This window comes from Herbaspirillum sp. NPDC087042 (assembly GCF_044745245.1).
In the GTDB taxonomy this organism is placed as follows: domain Bacteria; phylum Pseudomonadota; class Gammaproteobacteria; order Burkholderiales; family Burkholderiaceae_D; genus Herbaspirillum.
Map to the genome: position 1 here is coordinate 61,439 of NZ_JBIUZW010000002.1, position 24,212 is coordinate 85,650.

The following is a 24,212-nucleotide window of genomic DNA, read 5'->3' on the forward strand; positions in this document are numbered from 1 at the left end:
CGCCTCAGCCGTTGACCACGCCGGCGCTGGCCAGCATGGCCTGCAGCAGCACATTGCAACCGGCTTCGAGGTGATCGGGACGGGCATCCTCGATCTCGTTGTGCGACACGCCATCCTTGCAGGGCACGAAGATCATCCCGGCCGGAGCCAGGCGCGCCGCGTAGATGGCGTCATGGCCGGCGCCGGAGACCACGTCCATGGTCTTGTAGCCCAGCGCCGAGGAGGCGGCGCGCACATTGTCCACACAGTCCGGATGGAAGGGGCAGGGCGGGAAGTAGGACACGCGCTCCAGTTCGATGGACAGCCCGGTCTTCTGGCGGGTCGCTTCGAGGTAGGCCAGCAGCTCCTCATGCATGCGGTTGAGCGATTCGTCGCTGACGTTGCGCAGGTCGATGGAGAACTTGACCTGGCCGGGGATCACATTGCGGCTGTTGGGCATCACCTGGACCTGGCCCACCGTGCCGCGTCCGTAAGGCGGATAGCGGTTGGCGATGGCCACCACCTCCTGCATGATGTGGGTGGAGACCTGCAGTGCATCCTTGCGGATTTCCATCGGTGTCGGGCCGGCGTGCGATTCGAAACCGGTCACCGTGCAGTCGTACCAGGACAGGCCCAGCACTGCCGGCACCACACCGATGACGGTGTCGGCGTTTTCCAGCACCGGGCCTTGCTCGATATGCGCCTCGTAGTAGGCGCCGATGGGATGGTCGCCACAGACCTGCTCGCCGATGTAGCCGATGCGCTCCAGCTCGTCGCGTACCTTCTTGCCGTCGATGTCGGTAGCGTTGTAGGCATGCTCCAGCGTGAAGGCGCCGCAGAAGACCCCCGAGCCCATCATCACCGGCACGAAGCGCGAACCTTCTTCATTGGTCCACACCGCCACCTCGATGGGGGCCTCGGTCTGGATGTTGTGCTGGTTCAGGGTGCGGATCACCTCGATGCCGGAGAGCACGCCGTAGTTGCCGTCGAACTTGCCGCCGGTGGGCTGGGTGTCGATGTGCGACCCCGTCATCACTGGAGGCAGCGCATTGTTGCGCCCGGCGCGGCGCATGAAGATGTTGCCGATCTGGTCCACCACCACGCTCATGCCTTCGGCGCGGGCCCAGGCGGTGACCAGGTCACGGCCCTCTTTGTCGAGGTCGGTCAGGGCCAGGCGACATACGCCGCCCTTGGCGGTGCCACCGATCCTGGCCAGTTCCATCAGCGAATCCCACAGGCGTGCGCCATCGATGCGCAGGGTGGAAGTCTTGGTATGCATGTCCATCATCGAATCCTTCGTTGGTTGTAACGTTACGGCCTTGTCATGCCGCCAGATTGACGCCCAGATAGCGGTCCTTCACGCCATCATCGGCCAGGAAGTCGGCATTGCTGCCGCTGTAGACGATGCGTCCCTGCTCGACGATGTAATGCCGGTCGGCCAGTTGCGTGCAGACTTCCAGGTTTTGCTCCACCAGGATGATGGACATCCCGGTGGCCTTGATCAGCCTGATCTGCGCCACGATCTCGTCGACGATCACCGGCGCCAGGCCTTCCACCGGTTCGTCCAGCATCAGCACGCGCGGATGCGTCATCAGGGCGCGCGCGATGGCCAGCATCTGCTGCTCGCCACCGGAGAGCTGGCCGCCGCCATTCCTGCGCCGCTCCTTCAGGCGCGGGAAGATGCGGTAGATCTCGTCCAGCCCCCAGGCCGACTGCTTGCGCGCGGCCATGGTCAGGTTCTCTTCCACCGTGAGCAGCTTGAAGATGCCGCGATGCTCCGGCACCAGGCACACGCCGCGCGCGGCGATCTGGTAGGAGGGCAGGCCGCTGATGGGCTGACCCTCGAACAGCACCCAGCCCTGTGCCGGCGGCACCACACCGACGATGCTCTTCAAGGTGGTGGTCTTGCCTGCGCCATTGCGACCCAGCAGGGTCACCACCTCGCCGGCATCGACCTGCAGCGACACGCCCTGCAGGATGTGGCTCTTGCCATAGTAGCCGTGAACCTCTTCCACTTGCAGCATCATGCGCGACCTCCGGTGATCATGCTGCCGAGATAGGCACGGCGCACGCGTTCGTCATTGCGGATCTCGCCGGGCTTGCCCTGCGCCAGGATCTGGCCCAGCTGCATGACGGTGATGCGATCCGAGATATCCATCACAATATCCATGTTGTGTTCGATCAGGACCACGGTGTAATCCTCGCGCAGGCCATGGATGAGCCGCTTCATGTCGGCGATGTCATCGATGCCCATGCCCGAGGTCGGCTCGTCCAGGAAGATCACCTTGGGCCGGCCGGCCATGGCCATGCCCACTTCCAGACGGCGCTGCTGGCCGTGCGAGAGTTCCGCGCAGGCACGCTGCGCCACCGCCTGCAGCGACAGGCGCGCGATGAGCTGGTCGGCTAGCGCACAGGCCGCGGCGAATTGCTCGGCGCGCTTCCACGGGTTCAGCGCAGCCAGCGGCGAGCGTCCCTGCGCGGCCAGGCGCAGGTTCTCCCAGACGCTCAGGTTGGGAAAGAGACTGGTCACTTGGAAGGAACGCGCCAGCCCCTTCTGCACGCGCCGGTAACCGGGCAGGTGCGCCACTTCCTCGCCCTCGACCAGGATGCTGCCGGTGGTGATGGGCGTGGTCCCGGTCAGGGTATGGAACAGCGTGGTCTTGCCCGCACCATTGGGGCCGATCACCGAATGCACGGTGCCGGGCAGGATATCGAGCGTGATGTCGTTGACGGCGGTGAACTTGCCGTAACGCTTGGTCACGTTCACCGCTTGCAGGATGGGGCGGCTCATGAGTGCTTCTCCTGGGTGACGTGTTGTGCATCGGCCTGCCTGCTGCGGTTGCCGCGCAGGACAGCGATGATCCTGGCCGCCAGTCCGAACAGGCCCTTCTGCATGTACAGGCTCACTGCGATCAGCAGCAGGCCCAGCAGCATCAGCCAGCGCGGCCACAGCGTCGATAGCCAGTTGCCCATCAGCACATAGAAGCTGGCGCCCAGCACCGAGGCGAACAGGTTGCCGGTGCCACCGATGACGGTCATGACCAGGATGGCTTCGCTGGTGTGGTATTCGATATTGGACAATGGCGCCACGCCGGTCATCATCGCGTGCAGGCCGCCGGCCAGGCCGGTCACTGCGCCCGAGATGACAAAGGCCGCCAGCTTCAGCAGCCGCACGTCATAGCCCAGCGCCGAGGCGCGCGCCTCGTTCTCGCGTACCGCCAGCAGCGTCTTGCCCAGTACCGAATCGACCACCCGCTGCAAGAGCCAGAACACCAGCACGAACAGGATGGCCACCACCGAGTAGTACTGCCACGAGGACGTGGTCGGCAACAGCGTCAGGCCGAACAGCGACAGCGGCGGACGCGGAATGTCCAGCAAGCCGTTGTCACCGCCGGTGACATCCTTCATCGTATAGGCCAGGAAGTAAAACATCTGGGCGAAGGCCAGCGTCAGCATCACGAAGTAGGTGCCGCGCTGGCGGATCGAGAACCAGCCCACCAGCAGCGCCACCAGCGCGCCGCCCAGCGCGGCCAGTGCCAGCGAAGGCAGCAGGGCCAGCTTCAGCTGCAGCAGCACCACGCCGGCGGTATAGCTGCCCACGCCGAAGAAGATGCCCTGGCCGAAGGACATCAGCCCGGTATAGCCCAGCAGCAGATTGCAACCCAGCGCGGCCAGCGCGAACACCAGCACTTCTGTTGCCAGCGTGCCGGAAGTCAGTACCAGCGGCAGCAGCAGGACCACCGCCGCCGCCAGCAAGGTATAGCGGAAATGCGCGATCTGTTTCATCGATTCTCCAGTGCAGAAAGCCTCAGGCCGCGCCGGGGCGACCGAGCAAGCCATTCGGACGCAACAGCATCACCGCCGCCATCGCCACGTAGATCATCAGGTGTGCGCCCTCGGACCAGACCGTGCTCATCACGCTTTGCACGATGCCCACCAGGATGCCGCCGATCAGCGCGCCCCAGAAGCTGCCCAGGCCGCCGACCACCACCACCACGAAGGCGATGCCCAGCGCTTCCACGCCCATGAAGGGATCGGCGCCGCGGATGGGCGCGGCCAGCGCACCGGCCAGTCCGGCGGTGGCCGCCCCCAGGGCGAAGACCAGGCTGAAGATGCGGTTGATGTTCAGGCCCAGCAGCGACACCATCTCGGTCGATTCACTGCCGGCGCGCACGATGGAACCCAGGCGCGTGCCTTCCAGCACCCACCACAGCAGCACCGCCATGACCGCCGTCACGCCGATGACGAAGAGGCGATACTTGGGATAGACGAAGCCGCCCGCCATCACCACACCCTGCAGCAGGTCGGGCGGCGAGACGTTGTTGCCCAGCGGTCCCCAGATGGAGATCACCGCTTCCTGCAGCACCAGGGCCATGCCCACCGTGAAGAGGATATGGAAGTGATGCGGCAGCGCATACACATGGCGCAGCACGAAGCGCTCCACCACCCAGGCGAACAGGCCCACCAACAGCGGTGCCACCAGCAGCGACCACCAGAAATTGATGCCCATGTCGGTGACCTGGAAGCACAGGTAGGCGCCCAGCAGGAAGAAGGCGCCGTGCGCGAAATTGACGAAGCGCAGCAGGCCGAAGACGATCGACAAGCCCACCGCCAGCAGGAAGTAGAGCATGCCGATGCCCACGCCATTGGCGATCTGCAGCAGATAGATGTTCATGGAACCTCGTGACGACGATGCATTTCTCTTTGTCCGTTCGTCCTGAGTAGCCGCGCCAGCGGCGTATCGAAGGCCTGACTCCCGGTGGGCATGGTCACGGCGCCTTCGATACGACCCTGCGGGTCTACTCAGTCCGAACGGGTTCTGGTTCGCTGAGTGTCAGGACAAGTTCATCACAGCTTGCACTGCGTCTTCTCCAGCGGCAGGAAGGACTTGCCGGAGGAAACGATATCGGCATAGTCATTCTTGTTGGCCATCTTCGCTTTCGCCTTGCCCTTGAGCAGGTAGTAGTTCTTGATGACCTGGTGATCGCCCTTGCGGATTTCCTCGGTGCCGGTCAGGCCCTCGTACTTCATGCCTTCCATGGCCGCGATCACGGCCTTGGGATCGGTGCTGTTGGCCTTGATGATGGCATCCAGGATGATCTTGGTACAGATGTAGGAACCGGCCAGGCTGTAGTTGGGATCGATCTTGAGGGTGTCGTTGACCAGCTTGACGAATTCCTTGTTGAAGGGCGAATCGATGGCATGCCAGTACTGCGCACCGAAGTAGACGCCGTCGCAGATATCGGCGCCCAGGGTCTCGAACTGTTCCAGCCCCGAGGCCCAGGCCATGAGGATGGTGCAGTTGTTCTTCATGCCGAAGCTGACCGCCTGGCGCAGCGTGTCCGAGGATTGCGAACCGAAGTTGAGCAGCAGCAGCACGTCCGGCTTGGCCGCCATGGCATTGGTGAGATAGCCCGAGAATTCCTTCTCGGTCAGCGAGTGATAGCTGTTGCCCACATGCTCGATGCCCTTTTCCTTGAAGATGTTCTTGGCCGCCGACAGCAGGCCTTCGCCGAACACGTATTGCGGCGTGATGGTGTACCAGCGCTTGGCATTGGGCAGCTTCTCCAGCAGCGGGCGCACGGTCTGTTCGATGGCACCGAAGGTCGGCACCGACCAGCGGAAGGTGGCGCGGTTGCAATCGCTGCCGGTGATCTCGTCGGCGCCGGCGGTGGTGATGAAGATGCTGCCGGCCTTCTCGGCTTCCTTGCCCATGGCCAGCGCCTCACCCGAGAGGATGCCGCCGGCGAAGAAGCGCGTGCCCTTCTCGATGGTCTCCTGCATCTTGCGCACGGCGGTGGCCGGCTTGCCTTCGGTATCGAGGGTGACGTAGCTGGTGCTCTTGCCCAGCACCTTGCCGTACTTCTGCAGCACCAGCTTCATGCCCATGTCGGCGAACTTGCCGTTGGCGGCGAAGGGACCCGACATCGGTACCGGACAGCCGAAGGCAATGCTCTCGGCTTGGGCAAACACATCCTGGTAGGTCAATGCGCCGGGGGCGGCCAGGGCGGACAGCTTCAGGAAATCGCGACGGCTGATCATGCTTACTTCTCCCTCAAGGTAAGGTGTGACAGATGACATCCATGGAAATGATCGGGACTGCTTTGCAGTACGTCAACGCAAGTTCCGTGCCCGTCATTCCATAAAACTTAGAAATCGATAGAGAACGATGCATTGCAGTGACGTGTAGAAACCGCCGCCGCGGACGGGCGGAAAGAACGTGGCCAATAGCTGCGTGCCACCTTGCATAAACCGCGCAAGGCAGCAGGGATGATGCGATGAAACGCATGTGCAGGGCGACTTTGCGCTGCATGGCGTGAGCCATCATGGGGGCTCCTCCTGCCACTTGAGTGACCTTGTCTCCAGACTTGTCTGCCGTGCTCCCGTGTTGCCGGTGTGTCTCCACCGGTCTGCCACGACGGCTTGGTTTTTCTAAGAATATTACTTTTGGTGCGGTCCCGGATGGCGATTCCTGCCGGGTGGGGAAAACATCGTCATTGTGCACCATCGCCTGACGTTGACTGCACCAACAATACCAGCGTGGCGCGCTCCATCCAAGCCTCTCGCCAAAGAAAAACGGCATGAAATCTTCATGCCGTTTTTCTCACTTGCCTATTTCATCTGCGGGAAGGCGAACTCTGCTCCCGCGCTTGCCGTATTGGGCCAGCGCTGCATCACCGCCTTGGCCCGCGTATAGAAACGCACACCCTCCGGTCCATACATGTGGTGGTCGCCGAACAGGCTGCGCTTCCAGCCACCGAAGCTGCTGAACGCCATCGGCACCGGCAGCGGCACGTTCACCCCCACCATGCCCACTTCGATCTGGCGCACGAACTCGCGCGCCACGCCGCCGTCACGGGTATAGACGGCCACGCCGTTGCCATACTCATGGGCATTGATCAGTTCGACCGCGCTGGCGATATCCGGGCAGCGCAGCACGCACAGCACCGGGCCGAAGATCTCTTCCTTGTAGACCGTCATCTCCGGGGTGACGTGGTCGAGCAGGGTACCGCCGACGAAGAAGCCCTTCTCGAAACCCGGCACCTGGTAGCCACGGCCATCGACCACCAGCGTGGCACCTTCTTCCACACCACGGCCGATCAGTCCCTCGATGCGCTCCTTGGCGGCGGCCGTCACCACCGGGCCCATCTCGGCATCAGCGGCCATGCCTTCGTTGATCTTCAGGCTGCGGGCGCGGTCGGCCAGCGCCGCCACCAGCGCATCGCCGGCACTGCCCACGGCCACCGCCACCGAGATCGCCATGCAGCGCTCGCCAGCCGAGCCGAAGGCCGCACCCATCAGGGCATCGACGGCCAGCTGCATGTCGGCGTCGGGCATCACCACCATGTGGTTCTTGGCGCCGCCCAGGGCTTGCACGCGCTTGCCCTTGGCCGAACCACGGGCATAGATGTATTCGGCAATCGGAGTCGAGCCGACGAAGCTGATGGCCTTGACCTGGGGATGATCCAGCAGCGCATCGACGGTGACCTTGTCACCCTGCACGACGTTGAAGACGCCATCGGGCAGTCCGGCTTCCTGCAGCAGCTCGGCGATCAGGAGTGCAGCCGACGGATCGCGCTCGGAAGGCTTCAGCACGAAGCAGTTGCCACAGGCGATGGCGATGGGGAACATCCACATCGGCACCATCGCCGGGAAGTTGAACGGCGTGATGCCGGCCACCACGCCCAGCGGCTGGCGCATCGACCAGGCATCGATGCCACGGGCGATCTGGTCGGTGTATTCGCCCTTGAGCATCTGCGGGATACCGGCAGCGAACTCGACGATCTCGATGCCGCGCGCCACTTCGCCCTGGGCATCCGAGAAGGTCTTGCCATGCTCGCGCACGATGATGCGGGCGAAGTCATCGGCCCGCTGCTGGATCAGGTGCAGGAAGCGGAACAGCACGCGTGCGCGCGTCAGCGGCGGCGTGTTGGACCAGCTGGCGAAGGCCGCCACGCCAGCCTTCACTGCCGCATCGACTTCCTCGGTGGTGCCCAGCGCCACCTGCGCTACCGGCACGCCCAGCGCCGGGTTGAAGACATCGGCATAGCGCCCGCTCTTGGTATCGACGCGCTGGCCGCCGATGTAGTGTGCAATCTTTTCCATGAATCTTTCTTGCGTTGTAGTGAGGGATCAGGCCAGGGTCTTGAGGATGGCCGCCAGCTTGCCGAACAGCTCGTCGATCTGCTGCTTGTTGATCACCAGCGGCGGCGACAGGGCGATGATGTCGCCGGTCACACGGATCAGGATGCCATCGTTGAAGGCGCGTACGAAGGCGTCATAGGCGCGGGCGCCGACGCGACCCGGGATGGACGACAGCTCGATGCCGGCGATCAGGCCGATGGTGCGCACGTCGATCACGTGCGGCAGGCCGCGCAGTGCATGGGCCGCATCCTGGAAGTAGTCCGAGACCGCCTGTGCGTTCTCCAGCACCCCTTCGGTCTGGAACACCTCCAGCGAAGCCAGGCCGGCGGCGCAGGCCAGCGGGTGACCCGAATAGGTATAGCCGTGGAACAGCTCGATACCATCCGGGCCGTTCATGAAGGCGTCGTGGATGTGCTGCTTGACGAACACCGCGCCCATGGGCACCACGCCATTGGTGAGGCCCTTGGCGGTGGTGACGATGTCCGGTTCGACATCGAAGTAGTCGGAGGCGAAGGGCGTCCCCAGGCGGCCGAAACCGGTGATGACTTCATCGAAGATCAGCAGGATGCCATGCTTGGTGCACAGCTCGCGCAGGCGCTTCAGGTAACCCTTGGGCGGCACCAGCACACCGGTGGAGCCGGCCACCGGCTCGACGATGACGGCGGCGATGTTGGAGGCATCGTGCAGGGCGACGATGCGTTCCAGTTCATCGGCCAGGTGGGCGCCGTATTCGGGCTCGCCCTTGGTGAAGGCATTCTTTTCCAGGTTGTGGGTGTGCGGCAGGTGGTCCACGCCTTGCAGCAGCGCGGTGCTGAAGGTCTTGCGGTTGCCGCCGATGCCACCCACCGACATGCCACCAAAGCCGACGCCGTGATAGCCGCGCTCGCGCCCGATCATGCGGGTGCGGGTGGCGTTGCCGGTGGCACGGTGATAGGCCAGGGCGATCTTGATGGCGGTATCCACCGATTCCGAACCGGAGCCGGTGTAGAACACGTTGGAGAAGCGGTTGCCGGTATAGGCCTTGAGACGCTCGGCCAGTTCGAAGGCGCTGGGATGGCCCAGCTGGAAGGACGGCGCATAGTCCAGCGTGGCCACCGACTTCTGTACGGCCGACACGATCTTGGGATGGGCGTGACCCAGCGGTACGCACCACAGGCCGGCGGTGCCGTCCAGGATGGGATGGCCGGCATCGTCGCGGTAGTACATGCCCTCGGCCGAGACCAGCATGCGCGGCGCGGCCTTGAAGTTGCGGTTGGCGGTGAAGGGCATCCAGTAGGCGGACAGGCTGGAAGCGGAGGAATGATCTGGACTGGACATGGGGCGCACCATCGAAGAATGGGTGGAGAAAACCGTGGAGGCAATGAGAGTGCTTGATTATTGCCAGACACTGGCAGTATTGTTAGCTACACTTTTGATTTTGATCTGAAACTGTATTGCTTCAGTGGCTAAACTGTGTTGCTTGCAATAAGCGCCATGGTCGCTCGGGGTCGCATGGCTCGGTTGGCAACAAGCCCTGATTGCATAGGCTTTTCAAGGAAAGGTGCAACGACTGGCTTGCGGCTGAAGCGAGCAATACAGTACCCGCATGAACGATACACCTATGTCTCGCCCGGCAATGCAGTGCAAGACACAGGACAATGTCCCACCCCGAAAGGAAGAGCATGGCCAAGCTCCAGCGCGCCCCGCTGCAACTGGATCTGCAACGCAATACCGCCGCCCGGCTGGTGGAACAGGTGGCCGACGGCCTGGCACGCCTGATCGAATCGGGCGAACTGCGCTCGGGTGAACGGCTGCCCTCGGTGCGTCATTTCGCGCAGAGCCACGCCATCGGCGCCTCCACCGTGGTGGAAGCCTACGAGCAACTGGTCGCACGCGGCATGCTGCTGGCGCGCCGCGGGGCCGGTTTCTTCGTGGCCGCGCGCGCCGGGCAGGGCGGTGCGCGCGCCGTGTTCGTACCGCACGAGCCGGTGATCGACTCGGCCTGGCTGCTCTCGGAAATGTTCGCCGACGAGCGCGTGCCCATCAAGGCCGGCTGCGGCTGGCTGCCCGGCAAGTGGCTCAACGACGAAGGCCTGCACCAGGCCGAACGCCGCATCATCCGCTCACCCGGCGCGCAGCAGGTCGGCTATGGTCACCCCTACGGTTACGCACCGCTGCGCCAGCTGATCACGCAATTCCTCGGTCACTGGTCGCTGGAGCTGGGCATCGACCAGGTGCTCACCACGCACGGCGCCACCCAGGCGCTGGACCTGGTGATCCGCACCATGACCCAGCCCGGCGACACCGTCATGATCGACGATCCCGGTTACTGCAACCTGATCGCCATGCTGCGCCTGGCCGGCCTGAATGTGATCGGCGTGCCGCGCACCCCGGGCGGTGTCGATACCGACATGCTGGACGCGCTGGCACGCACGCACCGGCCCAGGATGTTCTTCACTACCAGTGTGCTGCAGAATCCCACCGGCACCTCCTATACGCCGGCCTGCGCCATGCGCGTGCTGCAGGCCGCCGAGCGCCATGGCTTCTGGGTGGTGGAAGACGACATCTTCCGCGAGCTGGGCCAGGCCACCGACCCCATGCTGGCCGCGCTGGATGGCTTGCAGAGGGTGATCTACGTGGGCAGCTATTCCAAGACCATCGCCCCTTCGCTGCGCGTGGGCTACATTGCCTGCCAGCGCGAACTGGCGCGCCAGATCGTGCATACCAAGATGGTGCTCACGCTCACCAATTCCGAAATCAACGAGCGGCTGGTACACAACGTCCTGACCGAAGGCCATCACCGGCGCCATGTGCAGACCCTCAATGCCACCCTGCTCAACGCCCAGGCCACACTCAATGCCAAGCTGACCGAAGCGGGACTGACGCCTTTTACGGCGGCACGCGGCGGCATGTTCACCTGGGCCACCATCGAGGATTGCGCACTGTCGGCACGCGAGATCGCCGACCGCGCAAGGCAGAAGGGGATCTGGCTGGCGCCGGGGGATTTCTTCCATCTGTCGGCGCCGGAGAAGACCAGCTTCCGCTTCAATGTGGGATATGCGGATGTGCCGGAGTTGTTTGATTTCTTGCGGGGCTTGTAGGCTAGCTGTCCTGTGCCATCCAAGGTATCCGATGAAGAGAACGCCATGATCCTGTTGTCGACGAGTCGCCTGATCTTGAGTCCTCCCTTGCGCAGCGAGGCCGGGGAACTGCTTGACTACTACGTACGCAACAGAGTCCATCTGAAGCCATGGGAGCCGACGAAGACGGACGACTTCTTTACTGCAATCGCGATGGAAAAGCGCATCCACGACATGACATGCAAGATGGAAGCGCAGCAGTCATTGCACCTGATCCTGCGCGACAGGGCGACTAAAACCATCATCGGCGAGTGCGGATTTACCCATATCATGCGCGGACCATTCCAGGCATGTCACCTCGGGTTTTCACTCGACCATGCGTCTGAAGGAAAGGGCCTGATGCATGAAGGCCTGCGCTGCGCGATCGATTTTGTTTTCTCCAGGCTAGGGCTGCATCGCATCATGGCGAACTATCGGCCCGAGAACAGGCGTAGTCATGCCTTGCTGCAGCGTCTGGGATTTGAGCAGGAAGGTCGGGCCGCTTCCTACCTGATGATCGACGGGGAGTGGCGAGACCATGTCTTGAGTTCGCTGATCAATCCGGTGGAGCGTCGGCAAGAGGAGAGGCCTGGCGCGTAGCCGGCCGGTTTCAGCCAAGAGAAGAGAGGAAGCGCGAATGCCCAACGATCATCTGGTCTTTGTATTTGGCACCCTGAAGGAAGGCTTTCCCAATTTCGCTACGAACCGGGGTAGCAGGCGCCCGGGAGAATTCGTGACCGTCGATCGGTATCCGCTTTACCTGATCGGGGATCGCATGTCCCCATGGATGATCGCCCACCCCGGCGAGGGCATGCAGGTACATGGCCAGGTCTTTTCGGTCAGCGACACGGCGCTCGCTGCCATGGATGCGCTCGAACGCATCCATGAGTCCGATGGATATCGACGTCTGCAGATATCCGTAGCTCTTGCCACGGGTGACCCGGGCGAAACGATCACGGTATTTGCCTATCTGAAGCCGCTGGAACAGTTCGATGCGGGCATGATCAGAAAGGGGCCGTTGAGCACCTATGAGCTCGCCGATGCGCGGCTGTATCGTCCTCGTTAGGTACGTCAATCTCGATGTCATCAGCCATCTGTCAGGAATGCATGCGAACATTTGCCGGCATGGGGAGCGCGACAGTTCCAGACCGGAAAAAAGAGCGCAGGCAGAGGCCATCGACAATGAGATCCGATAGGACATGAGACAAGCGATCCGCAAGACATGCAAGCTGCCGGGGATCATCTCGTGCTGGCTTGCAGTGGTGGTCATCACGGGGACCGCATTATGGAGTGGCCGCGCGCAGGCGCAAGAAGCGATCTGGGGCAAGGCCATGCACGAGCAGGTCATCATGATCCCCAACCTGGGCGACACCCTGCAGCTGGAGACCACGATCTTCAAGCCCAGCGGCAATGGCCCTTTTCCCGTGGTGATCATCAATCATGGCAAGGCGCGCGGCAATCCAGCCTGGCAGCCGCGTGACCGTTCGCCGGTGGTGGCGCGCGAATTCCTAGAGCGAGGCTATGCCGTCGTCCTGCCAATGCGCCAGGGCTTTTCGCATTCCGGCGGGGTCTACAGCGTCCCCGGCTGCAATCTCGAATATGACGGCAAGTATGAGGCCGATGATATCCAGGCCGCCGTCAACTTCGTCCAGCAACAGCCGTGGGCCGATCATGACAGGATCGTCGTCATCGGCCAGTCCCATGGCGGCCTCAGCACGATGGCCTTCGGCGCCCGCAATCCCGCCCATGTGAAAGCGCTGGTCAATTTTGCCGGCGGCCTGAACGAAGAGGGTACGAGTTGCCGCTGGCAGGATGCCCTGGTGCAGGCCTTCGAGAGCTACGGCAAGACCACCACCATTCCGAGTGTCTGGTTCTACGGCGCCAACGACAGTCTCTTTGATCCTGAGCTGGCCCGCCGCATGTTCGAGGCCTACACGAAGTCACACCGGGCCGATGTCCGGCTGGTGGCCTTCGGCCCCTTTGGCAAGGACGCCCATCAGCTCGGCGGCAGCGTTGCCGGGATCCCGATCTGGTGGCCGCCGACCGAAGCGTTATTGCAGAAGGTCGGCCTGCCGACCAGGCGCCTGTTCGTGGCCACCGACGAAGGGGAGTTGCCGGTCACCGAGATCGTGGATGGGCAACCGCCTGCGGGCCTGAGCCCGGCAGAGCAAGACGCCTATGCCGCCTTCCTGAAGCTGCACATGCCACGCGCCGTCGCGCGTTCGCCAGCGCATGTCTGGGTGAGCGTTTCCGGCGGGGCCGATTTCATCGAGCGGGCCCTGAAGAGTTGCCGGGAGAGATCTCCCCAGTCTTGCAGCCTGTATCTGGTCAATCAAAGCGTCGTGCAGAGCACGAATCTGGCACCAGTCATCGGGAGCCGCTAGGAATGGGCAAGCGCGTCACGGCCCTGATCATTGCCCTTGCCACACTCGGTGGCCCGGCATGGGGAGGGGATTTCTGCAGCTACCGCAATACCAACCAGCTGGCGTGGGACCGGGATCTCGCGGCGTCGCTGCGACGCTTCCTGGGTGCGCAGCGGGTTGATTTCTTCTATCCGGGGAAACTGCGCGAGCAGGTCGCCGACGGCCTGGGTGGTCCTCCCGACGACATCGAGGTGATCGGTGAAAATCTTAGATTCGCCTCCGCCTGCCGCGCGCACAATTGCCCTGAAAAGGCTGCCATCGTGTTCGCCTGCCCGGGTGTCATCAAGGCTGCCGGGATCCTGCACTACGAGTCCGGCTCTCCCGAGATACCGATCCTGACCGTCTACATGCGGGACCTGGCGTCCGGACCGACGTCGGCCTTCGTTGCCTGGAGGGAGCGCCTCGAACAGTCGCTCAACATCAGGATCAGGATGGAATGGCACACGCCCGGGCAATGACGCAAACCGTGTACAGTCTTGTCACCACTGCGATGCAGTGTGCAACCTGACGGGCAACTGGGCAACTGGGCAACGATACCAAGGACGACAATGATGGTTCTTCAACGACATGTGGCGGCATTCCTCCTCTTGCTTGCCATGGCGATGTCCCTGGCACCCCGGACCGCCACTGCGGCCACACCTGACGACGATATCCGGATGGCCACGCAAGTGCTACAGCTCAGGCAGATGATCTTGACGCAGGCGCAGTCTTGCGAAGCACACTATCTCGAGAAAGGGCGCACGTTCAAGTTCATCGAGTTCTTCTGGGAGGGAGATTATTTCGAGGTGCTGCACGGTGCGACCCTGGCATGGATGGTCTTGCCCGCAGCCGATCGGACGAAGAAGGAGCAGGCCCTGCGTGAGCAGGACCAGCAACTCCGTGCTGCTGCATCGAAGCGAAGCGAGGCCGAGTGGAACGCCTCCTGCGGGGATCTGTACACGCGCCTGGTCGACAAGGAAGGACGCCGGGATGCATTTGACAAGCCTGTCCGGCAGCGCATGGCGGAGATCTATGCGAAGGCGGCACAAGCCTTTATGCGCAGGGATAACGACTACACCATCGGTTGCATGAAAACCCAGTACAACCATGGTCTTCGCGATTTCGACACGGTGAAGAAAGTCTGTTCCTGCGTCACCGAGGCCATCACAAGCTCCGCCACGGCAGCGCAACTTGAGGCGCAACAATCTCACCCGGAGACGATGGCTTCGCAACCGTGGTTCTCGATCGCGGCTCCCAAGATCAATGCGTGCAAGGCATTGTGGGGAGCCAATCCCCATTGACGCAGAACCTCCGGGGATTGGCTGGCTGTGGACCTTCTTGCCTACCGGGCAGTCGTTCCTTCCCGTATCAGCTACCGGACTTCACGGCAACCGCGGCAGTCGGGGCAGCCGCATTGGTCGTTGCGGTCACGGCCGAAGGGAACATGTCCTTGAGCAGTTCGGCGGTGCATTCATCGCGCCATTGCAGCAAGGCCTTCTTGATCACCGCCGCCTGGTTGGCGAGCATTTCGTCATAGGTCGGACTGGTGTCGGTCTTCTCCGGCGCGCGCCTGCAGAAACCTTCGGCAAGTACCGTCTTGGTCTGCGCGTCGTACAACCTGGCCTTCACGCTATAGAGGACACGGTAGTGTGTCCAGTCGGTGGGGAAGTAGGCGAAACCCCAGTTGATCGTCTGGACGTCGACGATATAGCGCGCTGCCGGGGTTCCTGCCGGCGTAGTCGTATCGTCCGCCTTGATGGGAGTATCCGTGGCGCTGCCTTGTGCGCCATAGCGCCTGGAGAGCGTGTCGATCATCCCTGCGGCGATATCGTTGGCGGGATCGTCGATCGCGTTGGAGGCGACCAGTGCGTTGCCCTCCGAAATCATGACGAGGGCGCCGATGATGGCAAAGGTGGCCCGCCCGGCAGTCATGGCAGCAAAGTCGGGCTTCTTGTCACGCGCAAGCCGGGCCACCCGCTGATCCTTGAGGGTGTCGACATTGCTGGTAGAGAGGGCCTGTTTGTTGACGCTGACGCATCCGGTCATCAGGATGGCGGCAAGACCCATTGAGGTGATGGCGAACAACTGGCGAAGCTTTTGATTTGTCATGGTGCTTTGCGTGGTGGGTGAGAAATCTGTTTCTGCCAATGAGCGATACCAGCGCAGTGCTTGTCTCAACCTTGCCTGGTCTGCGCCGGTGATGGCAGCCTTGTCCTGCGTGCGTGCGTGCGTGCATGGCAGTGCGTTGCGACGCACGGCAGGGCTTTCAGGATCGGGTCAGGAACGCAATGGCAAGGAAAATGCCGGTGGCTGGTGGTGCGGGCAGGCAAGTACAGAGATGGACATTCTTGTTTTCATGGCTCTATATGGCGCTTGTCGTTGTTCTGTGCGGCGACCCCCCCAGGCTCGCCCCTCATGTCGTCCAGATTGTAAATCAAAGTAAAGAAAATTGTGTCTGCTGGCCCTGGCTAATTTTGTTTCCGCATGGCATCTGCCGCCCCGGCAGTTTTCGATCAAAATGGATGTCCTGATGGCCAGGCACAAGGAGCTGTGCAAGCCAGCCTGGTACCTGCGTCCGATGTCCCCGGCAGGAAGCCTTCCATGATTGATTTTCAAAGGATCTGAACAATGACGTTTTCAGCACCCAGCGGCATCCGCGCCGTGGTCTTCGACTTCGGCGGCGTACTCTTCGACTGGAATCCCCAGCACCTGTATCGCGAACTGATCGCCGACGAAGAGGAGCGCCGGCATTTCCTCGAACGCATCTGCTCGCCCGACTGGAACGTGCAACAGGATGGTGGCCGCACCCTGGCCGAGGGCACCGCGCAGCTGGTGCAGCAGCATCCGCAGCACGAGGCGCTGATCCGCGCCTTCTATGAGCGCTGGCACGAGATGCTGCGCGGTCCCCTGCATGAGGGAGTGGAGCTGCTGCGTGACCTGCATGCGCAACAGGTGCCGGTGTTCGGCCTGACCAACTGGTCCGCCGAGACTTTCCCCTATGCGCGTGACAACCACGACTTCCTGCAATTGTTCGGCGACATCGTGGTGTCGGGGACCGAGCGTTGCATCAAGCCCGATGCGCGCATCTACCAGATCGCGCTGGAACGCTATGGTCGCTACCTGCCCGATCTGCAGCCGCAGCAGCTGGTCTTCATCGATGACGTGCAAAAGAATATCGACGCTTGCCACGCCCTCGGTTGGCAGGGCATCCATCACGTCGATGCAGCGCAGACCCGGGCGCAACTGCGTGCGCTGGGCCTGCCGGTCTGAGTAGGCCTGTCTAGTCGCAGCGCCCGCTCTGCAGGTCGCACTGGGCCGCTGCGCTCTCCGTCGCCGGCGGCTGGTCACCGGCTTCATCACGCAGGTACTGCGCCCACTGCTCGGGCTGTCCCAGCCAGCGGCCGGTGTCCAGTACCTCCAGCGTGTCGCCCCGTTGCAGCACGAAGGTGGGGAAGCCGCGACCACCGACGTAGTTCAGCAGCTCGCGGCTGGCTTCGATGTGGTCGGCCAGTTCTTCTTCCTGCATCCGTTGCAGGGTCTGGGCAAATGCCGTGGCATCGACGCCCAGCGCCTGGGCCAGTTCGGTCAGTGTCGCCACTTCCGAAATGCGGCGACCCTGCTGGTAGTGCGCGCGCTGGATGGCCGCCAGCATGTCCAGTCCGGCCTCTTCGTCCTTGAGCGCTTGCACCGCCAGCACGGCGGCAATCGGCGGGGCCGAGTCGAACACGGCGTCGGTGTCGGTCAGCAATCCATTGAAGTAATTCTCGCCAAACACCTGTCCGGTCATCTGCGCGATGCGCTGGTCGTGCGGCATCACGTAGTCGCGCAATTGTGCGTCGACGCGGCGGCGGTTGCGGCCGGCCATCATGCCGCCACCATGGGCTTGCACCGGCAGCACGCGGCGGGCGGCGGCCACCAGCGGGGCGGCGCCGTAGCACCAGCCGCACAGCGGGTCGTGGATGTAGTGCAGCACGGTGTCGGGTGCAGTCTGGGGGCGGGTCATGATGGCATTCCTCTTGATTGAATCGGCATCGGGCCTGCGGTGTTCTGCACCGTCAGGCCCGTTGCGTGGGTACGACTTAGTAGCCTACCGTGAAACGTGCGCGCACGTGCTTGGCTTGTTCCAGTTCATCCAGCAGGGCCACGGCATAGTCCTCGTAGGAGATCCAGCTCTTGCCATCGGCACCGACCAGCAACTGGTCGCCGCCCAGGCGGAACTGGCCGGTGCGCTCACCGGCGGTGAACAGGGCCGAAGGCGACAGGAAGGTCCAGTCCAGCGCCGCTTCGGCGCGCAGGGCATTGAGGAAGTCGCGGCCGCCCGAGGCTTCCGGCTTGTATTCGGCCGGGAATTCGGGGGTGTCGATCAGAGCCTTGCCCGGTGCGATTTCCAGGCTGCCGGCACCACCCACGACGGCCAGGCGCTTGACGCCGGCGGCTTTCACGGCCGGCAGCAGGTCGGCGGCGGTGAAGGTGGTGAAGCGGCCGCTGGAGACCACCACGTCGGCGCCCTTGATGGCGCTGGCCAGGGCGTCGGCGTTCTTGACGTCGGCGGCGACGGCGGTCACGCCGGTGCGCACCGGGATCTTGGCGGCGTCACGGGCGATGGCGACGATGTTGTGGCCGCGGCGCAGTGCTTCTTCCAGGATGCGGCTGCCGACATTGCCGGAGGCGCCGATGAGTGCGATTTTCATGATGTTTCCTTTCGGGAGATTGAACAGCTTCAACAGCTTGGATGGATCAGGTTGGCGGGCGGGCAAGGGCTCAGGGCCACTTCATGTCACCCTTGATGACCTTGGCGGACAGCTCCAGCGAGCCGGTGTCGCCCAGGTCGGGATAGCGTTGCTGCATGGCGGCGACCAGGGCGGCGGAGTCGGCGGCCTTGGCCGCTTCTTCATCGAAGGCCTTGAGGTAGTCGCGGGTGAAGCGTACCGAGGCGATATCCTGCGGCGCACCGGCGGCGTAGTGGCCCGGGACCACGATGGCCGGTTTGAGCTTCTCGATGCGTGCCAGCGTGGCCAGCCAGTCCTGGCGTGCCTTCAGGCTTTGCGTATCGGCCACCCACACATGGATGTTGCCGGCCACGACCACGCCGCCGACCACGGCCTTGAGCGAGGGGATCCACACGAAGCTGCGATCCGGTTGCGCGCCGTCCAGGCCGATGATGTCCAGCTTGCGGCCTTCCAGCGTGAGGCTGTGGCCTTTCAGTACCTCAGGCGTGAGGGTGGCGTGCGGGGCATTGTCACCCAGCTTGGGGCCCCAATAGGCCAGCTTGCCTTGGGCGGTCTCGCGGATGTGTTGCACGGTCGGTGCGCTGGCCACGATCCTGGCCTTGGGATAGGCGGCGTGCAGGGTTTCCAGGCCGAAGTAGTAGTCCGGGTCGCCGTGGCTGATGTAGATGGTGGTCAGGGTTTTGCCGCTGGCGCGGATCTTTTCCACCACCTCCCGGGCTTCGCGCTGGCCGAACTGGGCGTCCACCAGGATGGCATCGCGCTCACCGCTGACCAGCACCGAGCTGACCGGGAAGATGGCGCTCTTGCCGGGATTGTAGACGTCGAGCTTGAGCGCCTCGGCGGCGTGGGCGGCGGTGCTGCCAAGGGCCAGCAGGCCGGTGACGGCCAGGGCCAGGGTGTGGCGCAGCAGGCGGGAAGGGTGGGACATGTCGGGCTCCGGTAACGGTGGATTCGGGTATCAGGAGTCGCCATCATAGGATCGCTTTTGTTTTTGAAAAACAGCATAATCCATCACAGTTTGTTTCTGAAATCGTTCAAATGGATATCGCAGGGGGTAGCGCGGATGGACAGGCTCATGGCCATGCAGGTGTTCGTGAAGGTGGTCGATGGCGGCAGCCTGTCGGCGGCGGCCGAGCAGCTGGATCTGTCGCGGCCGGTAGTCTCGCGCTATGTGGCCGAGCTGGAAGACTGGGTGGGGGCGCGCCTGCTGCACCGGACCACGCGGCGCCTCTCGCTCACGCCAGCGGGCAACGAGATCCTGCCGCGTTGTCGGCAGATGCTGGAGTTTTCGGAGGACATGCGCCATGCGCTGGAAGCGCCCGATGAAACCCCGCGTGGCCTCCTGCGCATCACCGCCAGTACCTCGTTTGCCCAGACGCAACTGATCCAGGCAGTGGTCGACTACGGTCGTCGCTATCCCGAGGTGGCGGTGGACCTGATGGCGCTGGACCGCACCGTGAACCTGGTGGAAGAGCGCATCGACCTGGCCATCCGCATGACCAACCGGCTCGACGCCAACCTGATCGCGCGCAAGCTGGGCGTGTGCCGCTCCATCATCTGTGCCTCACCCGATTACCTGGCGCGCCACGGCACGCCGCGCAAGGTGGAGGAGCTGGCCCTGCACAATTGCCTGACCCACTCGTATGTGGGGCGCAGCCTGTGGCAGTTCGATGCGAGGAGAAAGGGTGGACGCGGCCAATCGGTGGCGGTGGGCGGCAGCATCAGCGCCAACGAGGTCACGGTGCTGCTGCAGGCGGTGCTGGCCGGGGTGGGCATCGGCCACATGCCGGCCTATACGGTGGCGCCGCTGGTGGCTACCGGCCAACTGGTGGCCTTGCTGCCCGACTACGAGCCGCTGCAGCTGGGCATGTATGGGGTCTATGCCTCGCGCAAGCACATGCCGGCGACGCTGCGGAGCATGCTGGACTTCCTGGCCCAGCGCTTCGCCGGCCAGCCCTTCTGAGCGGGCGCGTTCGGGTTCAGGGCGTGATGCTGAGCAGCTTGTGGACCAGCTCCGAGGAGGTGGCGGCGGCGAACTTGCGCATCAGGCGGGCGCGGTGCATTTCCACCGTGCGCGGGCTCAGTTCCACCTGGCGGGCGATGAGCTTGCTGGTCTTGCCTTCCACCAGCAGGGCGGCGATTTCGCGCTCGCGCGGGGTCAGGCCGGGGGCGATGGGACGCTTGGCGCTGACATCCTCGAAGGTCCAGATGCCGGCCGCATGCGGATCGCCCTGCACCAGCGCATGGCCGGTGACGTGGCACCAGAACATCTCATCGCTGGAGCGCTTCATGATGCGCTCGTCGGAGTAGAAACCCTTTTCGTTGAGCAGCGGCACCAGGCGCAGGCCGGTACGTTCGAACTCGTCGGCGGTGGGGTAGATTTCCTGGAAGGACAACTGCCGCAGGTCTTGCACGTCGTAGCCGAACATGGCCGCCATGGCCAGGTTGCCCTGCTGGATGATGCGGTGGTGTGAGACGCACATGCCGATGGGCGCGTGCATGAAAACCTGTTCGAAGTCGATGGGCAGTGGCTGGGTCATGGGTGTGCTGCAAAAATCGGCTGGTCCCTCGAACCCGGCGCGGCACCCGATGGGCGGTGTTATGCTGCATTGCGCCAGGTATTTTTACCGTATTGTATGGCTTATTTCACCTGACCTATGATATTTGGCGCTGATTGGCGCCAGGCCGTCGCCTGTGTGCGGCGGGAAAGAGAAGCGCCAATGCCGATCCCCGTTTTATGCTTGCCATCATGCTCGCAAGACAAGAGCCGAAAGGAGACTCGTGAATAAAGTGTACCCGGACGCGGCCACCGCGTTGAAAGACATCGTCAAGGACGGCCAGACCATTGCGGTTGGTGGCTTTGGCCTGTGTGGCATCCCCGAGGCGTTGATCGCCGCCCTGCGTGACTCGGGCGTGCAGAACCTGACCGCCATTTCCAACAACGCCGGCGTCGATGGTTTCGGCCTGGGCCAGTTGCTGTCCACCCGCCAGATCAAGAAGATGATCGCGTCCTACGTGGGCGAGAACAAGGAGTTCGAGCGCCAGTACCTGGCCGGTGAACTGGCGCTGGAATTCACCCCGCAAGGCACGCTGGCCGAGAAGCTGCGCGCCGGTGGCGCTGGCATTCCGGCCTTCTTCACCAAGACCGGCGTAGGCACGCTGGTGGCCGAAGGCAAGGAAGTGCGCGAATTCGACGGCCAGCGCTACGTCATGGAACGCTCGCTGGTGGCCGACGTGTCGCTGGTGAAGGCGCAGAAGGCCGACAAGGCCGGCAACCTGATCTTCAACAAGACCGCGCGCAACTTCAACCCCAACGTGGCGATGGCCGGCAAGGTCACCGTGGTCGAGGTGGAAGAACTGGTGGAAGTGGGCCAGCTCGATCCTGACCAGATCCACACCCCCGGCATCTTCGTGCATCGCATCGTGGTCAACGCCACGCCCGAGAAGCGCATCGAACAACGCACCGTGCGCGCATAAGAGGAGACACGACAATGGCATGGACCAGAGATGAAATGGCTGCCCGCGCAGCCAAGGAACTGCAGGACGGCTTCTACGTGAACCTGGGTATCGGCTTGCCCACGCTGGTGGCCAACCACGTCCCCAGCGATATCGAAGTGTGGCTGCAGTCGGAGAACGGCCTGCTGGGCATCGGCCCCTTCCCCACCGAAGACAAGGTCGACGCTGACCTGATCAACGCCGGCAAGCAGACCGTGACGACCATTGCCGGTTCGTCCTTCTTCAGCTCGTCGGACTCTTTCGGCATGATCCGTGGCGGCAAGATCAACATCGCCATCCTGGGTGCGATGCAGGTCTCGGCCAAGGGTGACCTGGCCAACTGGATGATCCCCGGCAAGATGGTCAAGGGCATGGGCGGCGCGATGGACCTGGTGGCCGGCGTAGGCCGTGTCGTGGTGCTGATGGAGCACGTGGCCAAGGCCAAGGATGGCAGCACCTCGAAGAAGATCCTGAAGGACTGCAACCTGCCGCTGACCGGCGTGGGCGTGGTCAACCGCATCATCACCGACCTGGGCGTCATCGACGTGACCCCGGGTGGCCTGAAGCTGATCGAACTGGCCACCGGCGTGACCAAGGAAGAAGTCGTCGAGCAGACCGAGGCTGCGCTGGATGTGAGCGAAGTCTGATCGCCATCCGCGGTCATCGATCTCTGCAAAGAAAAGGGCGCTGCATCTGCAGCGCCCTTTTTTCATGTGACCCGGCTGCTAGCGCCAGCTCCCCATGGCGTCGAGGAAGGGTGAGGGCACGGCCTCGCTCCAGCGCAGCGGCAGGGCGTGTTCCAGCAGGCGCGCGGATTGCACCTGCAGGCGCAGCAGCCGTTGCGCCCCGGCAAAGGCCTTGACCTCGGGGCCATCCCAGATCACCTCGGCATGCACGGCCAGATAGAGCAGGGCGCCGCTGGCGAAGTCGGCGAACAGCAGGCCGGCCTGCGCATTGACCAGCAGGTTGCCGATGGTATTGAAGAAGGAATTGCCCACGAAGTCCGGCACGCAGAGGCTGGCATCGCCGTCGACCCGGACAAAGCCCGGCTTGCCACCGCGATGCGAGACATCCACCCCGTGGGGGCGCTCGCTGCCCGCCGCGGCGGTGGCGATGAAGAAGGTATCGGCAGCGCGCACCAGTGCTTGCATGGCTGGTGTCAGCGTAGTGCTGTCGCTGATGACGGTGGCAGGCAGTTGCTCTGCCTCCAGCAATTCGGGCTGGCGTGCTTGTATGTACTTGGGACAGTTGCCGAAGCTCTGGGTGATGGCGATGTCCATGTCCTGTTCCGACCATGCCCGCAGCACGCCATTGGCGCGATTGCGCCGACGCGTGTGCGGTTCTATCCCCAGCAGGCCCAGTGGCGCGCCGTCGTGCAGGTTGCCGCGCAGCGGATCGCCGGCGGCCATGCGCATGCCGCTGAGGGTGAGTCGGCGTTCGTCGGGCGCCTGCACGAAGCCCGGTGCCCCCGTCACGATGGAGGCCCAGGGCTGTCCCCGCGCATCCACCGAGCCCACCAGCAGGAAGGGCAGTTGCGCGAAGAAGCTGCGATGCTGCTCCGGCATGTAGTCGCGGATCACGCGCGGGCCCAGTTCAGCCATCTTTTCGCGCATGCCGGCGCGCTCTTGCGCATACCGCTCGCCGGCGTGGAAAGTACTGTCGATGCTGGAAGGATGCGGGGACATGGAACGCTCCTGGGTGGGATGGGATCAGGCTGCCAGCGCGTGCGGTGACGTCGGCATGGCGACGAAGCCGGGCAGCGCTTCCACGCGCGCCAGCCAGCTGCGCACATGGGCGTAGGGCGCCAGCGCGACGCCACCTTCCTGCACATGGGCAATATAGCTGTAGCAGGCGATGTCGGCGATGGTGGCGTGGTCTGCGGCCAGGAAGCTGCGTCCATCCAGATGGGCCTCCAGCAGGGTCAGCAGGGCGAGGGTCTTGTCCCGCGCCAGTGCGTAGTCGAGCTCGCGCTTGAAGAGCTTGACCAGCCGCACGCGATTGGGGCCTTCGAAGATCTCGCCCGAGGCCAGCGACAGGAATTGCTGGACCCGCGCCGCGCCCACCGCATCGGTGGGCAGCCATGAGTCGCCACCATAGCGACGCGCCAGGTAGACCAGGATGGCGGTGGAGTCGTAGAGCACCACGTCGCCATCAACGATGACCGGCACCTGGCCGCGCGGATTGAGCGCCAGGAAGGGCGGCTGCTTGTGCTGGCCGCCCGGCAGGTCGACATCGATGACCTCGTGCGGCAAGGCCAGCAGGGATAGCATCAGCTTGACGCGATGCGCGTGGCCGGACAGGGGAAAGCTATAGAAACGGATGGGGGTGGACATGGGATCTTCTCGGGAAATGGACAGGCCCCC

General features: G+C 63.5%; 26 protein-coding genes. 10 read left to right on the forward strand and 16 right to left on the reverse strand.

Features of this window, described 5'->3' with window-relative positions; all coding sequences use genetic code 11:
- Positions 1-4: 4 nt before the first annotated feature.
- The 9 genes from ACIPHN_RS04455 to ACIPHN_RS04495 all read right to left on the reverse strand — a co-directional run bounded on the left by ACIPHN_RS04455 (position 5) and on the right by ACIPHN_RS04495 (position 9,441).
- Positions 5-1,264 (reverse strand): Zn-dependent hydrolase, encoded by a 1,260-nt coding sequence (locus ACIPHN_RS04455; protein WP_400433346.1) that lies wholly within the window; start codon positions 1,262-1,264, stop codon positions 5-7.
- A gap of 37 nt (positions 1,265-1,301) precedes the next feature.
- Positions 1,302-2,006 carry an ABC transporter ATP-binding protein gene (locus ACIPHN_RS04460; protein WP_400433349.1) on the reverse strand — a complete coding sequence of 235 codons (705 nt, stop codon included), beginning with the start codon at positions 2,004-2,006 and terminating at the stop codon, positions 1,302-1,304.
- On the reverse strand, positions 2,003-2,770 hold the full coding sequence (locus ACIPHN_RS04465) for an ABC transporter ATP-binding protein (protein ID WP_400433352.1): 768 nt from the start codon (positions 2,768-2,770) through the stop codon (positions 2,003-2,005). The genes ACIPHN_RS04460 and ACIPHN_RS04465 overlap by 4 nt, the downstream gene beginning before the upstream one ends.
- Complete coding sequence (locus tag ACIPHN_RS04470) at positions 2,767-3,765, reverse strand: branched-chain amino acid ABC transporter permease (protein WP_400433354.1); 999 nt, start codon at positions 3,763-3,765, stop codon at positions 2,767-2,769. The genes ACIPHN_RS04465 and ACIPHN_RS04470 overlap by 4 nt, the downstream gene beginning before the upstream one ends.
- Positions 3,766-3,787: 22 nt before the next feature.
- Positions 3,788-4,654, reverse strand: a complete 867-nt coding sequence (locus ACIPHN_RS04475) for a branched-chain amino acid ABC transporter permease (RefSeq protein ID WP_400433357.1) — start codon at positions 4,652-4,654, stop codon at positions 3,788-3,790.
- Between the two features lie 173 nt (positions 4,655-4,827).
- Positions 4,828-6,021 carry an ABC transporter substrate-binding protein gene (locus tag ACIPHN_RS04480; protein ID WP_400433360.1) on the reverse strand — a complete coding sequence of 398 codons (1,194 nt, stop codon included), beginning with the start codon at positions 6,019-6,021 and terminating at the stop codon, positions 4,828-4,830.
- 13 nt (positions 6,022-6,034) lie between these two features.
- Entirely contained in the window at positions 6,035-6,307 is a 273-nt protein-coding gene (locus ACIPHN_RS04485; RefSeq protein WP_400433363.1) for a hypothetical protein, read from the reverse strand.
- Between the two features lie 284 nt (positions 6,308-6,591).
- Positions 6,592-8,085: a CoA-acylating methylmalonate-semialdehyde dehydrogenase gene (locus tag ACIPHN_RS04490; RefSeq protein ID WP_400433365.1), complete on the reverse strand. Its 1,494-nt coding sequence runs from the start codon at positions 8,083-8,085 to the stop codon at positions 6,592-6,594.
- 27 nt (positions 8,086-8,112) lie between these two features.
- Entirely contained in the window at positions 8,113-9,441 is a 1,329-nt protein-coding gene (locus tag ACIPHN_RS04495) for an aspartate aminotransferase family protein (RefSeq protein WP_400433368.1), read from the reverse strand.
- A gap of 344 nt (positions 9,442-9,785) precedes the next feature.
- On the opposite strand from ACIPHN_RS04495, the gene ACIPHN_RS04500 reads away from it, so the two are divergent.
- From ACIPHN_RS04500 to ACIPHN_RS04525, 6 genes are all read left to right on the forward strand, one after another.
- Positions 9,786-11,204 (forward strand): PLP-dependent aminotransferase family protein, encoded by a 1,419-nt coding sequence (locus tag ACIPHN_RS04500; RefSeq protein WP_400433370.1) that lies wholly within the window; start codon positions 9,786-9,788, stop codon positions 11,202-11,204.
- Between the two features lie 45 nt (positions 11,205-11,249).
- Positions 11,250-11,822, forward strand: coding sequence for a GNAT family N-acetyltransferase (locus tag ACIPHN_RS04505; protein WP_400433373.1), 573 nt, complete (start codon positions 11,250-11,252; stop codon positions 11,820-11,822).
- A gap of 37 nt (positions 11,823-11,859) precedes the next feature.
- Positions 11,860-12,288 (forward strand): gamma-glutamylcyclotransferase, encoded by a 429-nt coding sequence (locus tag ACIPHN_RS04510; protein WP_400433376.1) that lies wholly within the window; start codon positions 11,860-11,862, stop codon positions 12,286-12,288.
- A gap of 133 nt (positions 12,289-12,421) precedes the next feature.
- A complete protein-coding gene (locus tag ACIPHN_RS04515) occupies positions 12,422-13,606 on the forward strand; it encodes a dienelactone hydrolase family protein (protein WP_400433379.1) in 1,185 nt (394 codons plus the stop codon).
- Between the two features lie 2 nt (positions 13,607-13,608).
- Positions 13,609-14,103, forward strand: a complete 495-nt coding sequence (locus ACIPHN_RS04520) for a hypothetical protein (RefSeq protein WP_400433381.1) — start codon at positions 13,609-13,611, stop codon at positions 14,101-14,103.
- Between the two features lie 90 nt (positions 14,104-14,193).
- Positions 14,194-14,925 (forward strand): hypothetical protein, encoded by a 732-nt coding sequence (locus ACIPHN_RS04525; RefSeq protein ID WP_400433384.1) that lies wholly within the window; start codon positions 14,194-14,196, stop codon positions 14,923-14,925.
- A 67-nt stretch (positions 14,926-14,992) separates the two neighbouring features.
- On the opposite strand, the gene ACIPHN_RS04530 is transcribed toward ACIPHN_RS04525, so the two are convergent.
- A complete protein-coding gene (locus tag ACIPHN_RS04530) occupies positions 14,993-15,880 on the reverse strand; it encodes a hypothetical protein (protein WP_400433387.1) in 888 nt (295 codons plus the stop codon).
- A gap of 372 nt (positions 15,881-16,252) precedes the next feature.
- Here ACIPHN_RS04530 and ACIPHN_RS04535 point away from each other — a divergent pair, with 372 nt between their 5' ends.
- A complete protein-coding gene (locus ACIPHN_RS04535; protein ID WP_400433390.1) occupies positions 16,253-16,894 on the forward strand; it encodes an HAD family hydrolase in 642 nt (213 codons plus the stop codon).
- Positions 16,895-16,904: 10 nt separating this feature from the next.
- Here the strand turns inward: ACIPHN_RS04535 and ACIPHN_RS04540 are convergent, their stop codons facing one another.
- From ACIPHN_RS04540 to ACIPHN_RS04550, 3 genes are all read right to left on the reverse strand, one after another.
- Positions 16,905-17,627 carry a DsbA family protein gene (locus ACIPHN_RS04540; RefSeq protein WP_400433393.1) on the reverse strand — a complete coding sequence of 241 codons (723 nt, stop codon included), beginning with the start codon at positions 17,625-17,627 and terminating at the stop codon, positions 16,905-16,907.
- Between the two features lie 76 nt (positions 17,628-17,703).
- Positions 17,704-18,315: an NAD(P)-dependent oxidoreductase gene (locus tag ACIPHN_RS04545; protein ID WP_400433394.1), complete on the reverse strand. Its 612-nt coding sequence runs from the start codon at positions 18,313-18,315 to the stop codon at positions 17,704-17,706.
- A 70-nt stretch (positions 18,316-18,385) separates the two neighbouring features.
- Complete coding sequence (locus ACIPHN_RS04550) at positions 18,386-19,282, reverse strand: MBL fold metallo-hydrolase (RefSeq protein ID WP_400433397.1); 897 nt, start codon at positions 19,280-19,282, stop codon at positions 18,386-18,388.
- A gap of 135 nt (positions 19,283-19,417) precedes the next feature.
- On the opposite strand from ACIPHN_RS04550, the gene ACIPHN_RS04555 reads away from it, so the two are divergent.
- Positions 19,418-20,317 (forward strand): LysR family transcriptional regulator, encoded by a 900-nt coding sequence (locus tag ACIPHN_RS04555; RefSeq protein ID WP_400433400.1) that lies wholly within the window; start codon positions 19,418-19,420, stop codon positions 20,315-20,317.
- Between the two features lie 16 nt (positions 20,318-20,333).
- Here the strand turns inward: ACIPHN_RS04555 and ACIPHN_RS04560 are convergent, their stop codons facing one another.
- The gene (locus ACIPHN_RS04560; protein ID WP_400433403.1) at positions 20,334-20,894 is read right to left on the reverse strand and encodes a LuxR C-terminal-related transcriptional regulator; all 561 of its coding nucleotides are present in this window, start codon (positions 20,892-20,894) and stop codon (positions 20,334-20,336) included.
- A 241-nt stretch (positions 20,895-21,135) separates the two neighbouring features.
- On the opposite strand from ACIPHN_RS04560, the gene ACIPHN_RS04565 reads away from it, so the two are divergent.
- Both ACIPHN_RS04565 and ACIPHN_RS04570 read left to right on the forward strand, forming a co-directional pair.
- Positions 21,136-21,831, forward strand: a complete 696-nt coding sequence (locus ACIPHN_RS04565) for a CoA transferase subunit A (protein ID WP_400433405.1) — start codon at positions 21,136-21,138, stop codon at positions 21,829-21,831.
- 14 nt (positions 21,832-21,845) lie between these two features.
- A complete protein-coding gene (locus tag ACIPHN_RS04570) occupies positions 21,846-22,496 on the forward strand; it encodes a 3-oxoacid CoA-transferase subunit B (protein ID WP_400433408.1) in 651 nt (216 codons plus the stop codon).
- Between the two features lie 78 nt (positions 22,497-22,574).
- Here ACIPHN_RS04570 and ACIPHN_RS04575 read toward each other — a convergent pair whose 3' ends face one another.
- Together ACIPHN_RS04575 and ACIPHN_RS04580 are read right to left on the reverse strand one after the other, a co-directional pair.
- Positions 22,575-23,534: a pyridoxamine 5'-phosphate oxidase family protein gene (locus ACIPHN_RS04575; RefSeq protein ID WP_400433411.1), complete on the reverse strand. Its 960-nt coding sequence runs from the start codon at positions 23,532-23,534 to the stop codon at positions 22,575-22,577.
- A gap of 24 nt (positions 23,535-23,558) precedes the next feature.
- The gene (locus tag ACIPHN_RS04580) at positions 23,559-24,200 is read right to left on the reverse strand and encodes a glutathione S-transferase family protein (protein ID WP_400434047.1); all 642 of its coding nucleotides are present in this window, start codon (positions 24,198-24,200) and stop codon (positions 23,559-23,561) included.
- Positions 24,201-24,212: the final 12 nt, after the last annotated feature.